This is a genomic window from Bartonella sp. CE47NXGY (genome assembly GCF_042195415.1).
Lineage (GTDB): Bacteria > Pseudomonadota > Alphaproteobacteria > Rhizobiales > Rhizobiaceae > Bartonella.
The window spans coordinates 1-898 of record NZ_JBHIOI010000194.1; the positions used below are offsets into that span (position 1 = coordinate 1).

The 898-nt window shown below is 39.6% G+C and carries 1 protein-coding gene; it reads left to right on the forward strand.

The window, feature by feature from the left end:
- Positions 1-798 (forward strand): DUF6990 domain-containing protein (locus ACFIL3_RS10600; RefSeq protein WP_375682261.1); only part of this gene is annotated, 798 nt, incomplete at its 5' end.
- Positions 799-898 lie beyond the last annotated feature (100 nt).

Sequence of the window (898 nt, forward strand, 5' to 3'; positions counted from 1 at the left end):
TATTATTTACCAGATCGTGAAGTGCAGTTTCTTTATAATGCTGAGAAGGGGTATCCGCGATTTGATTGTGCAATTGCGGTGGTTTCTGGTATCCATGCGGCGGCTTGCCAAACAATAGACCCTTATAATTCTGGAGGCTTGATTGCTCTTGAATTGAGTTTTGATGTGAAGGGGGTGGAAATTTTTGAAGAAAAGGTAAGCGTTGGATGTTTACGTCGTGCACTCGAGAAAGCTTTAGAAAAGGCAATGACTGAGGTTGATCTTGGCAAGATGCTTCACTCTCAATATAGAATCCTGCCTTGGGAAAACAAAACTGTGGTCCCTCGGTTGGCTTCTTATTCCCTGCGTTATCTTGCGGCTCTGGCTTTGATGGGCGATGTTGAAACTTTACACTCTTATCAGAAAAGCTTTATGGAAGGTGAGAAGCTGGGCTTTGAAACAAGTATCGAAGAGGAGCATCTGGAACGCGCAATGGTGATTGCTCAGGCGGTAGAAAAGACAAAGCAACCCAGTTACGATTTGCTTCAACAGGCGGCAAAGGATTTTTCCATGGAGGTAGAAAGCTATGAATATTTTAGAGCTACAGATCCCAATTTGTGCAATAGAAGAAGAGATTCTTATGAAAAATTGATCGAGGAAAAAAGACAAGAATTAAGGCAACAGGGATATTTTGTTTATGAAAAGGACGCGATTTGTGAGGTTGATGGAAAAAACTATCGTCCTCATATTCTTTACATAAAGGATGGGGAGTTAGAATATATGGATGTAGAAATTAGGATTGATGAAAAAATTTATTGAGAAAAATAAAGAGTTTAGATAATTTAAAAAGAGCTTAAACCTAAAAATAATGCGTAAAAAGCGCGAAGCGTAAAAGCAGAGGGGAACAATGCAGGAGAAA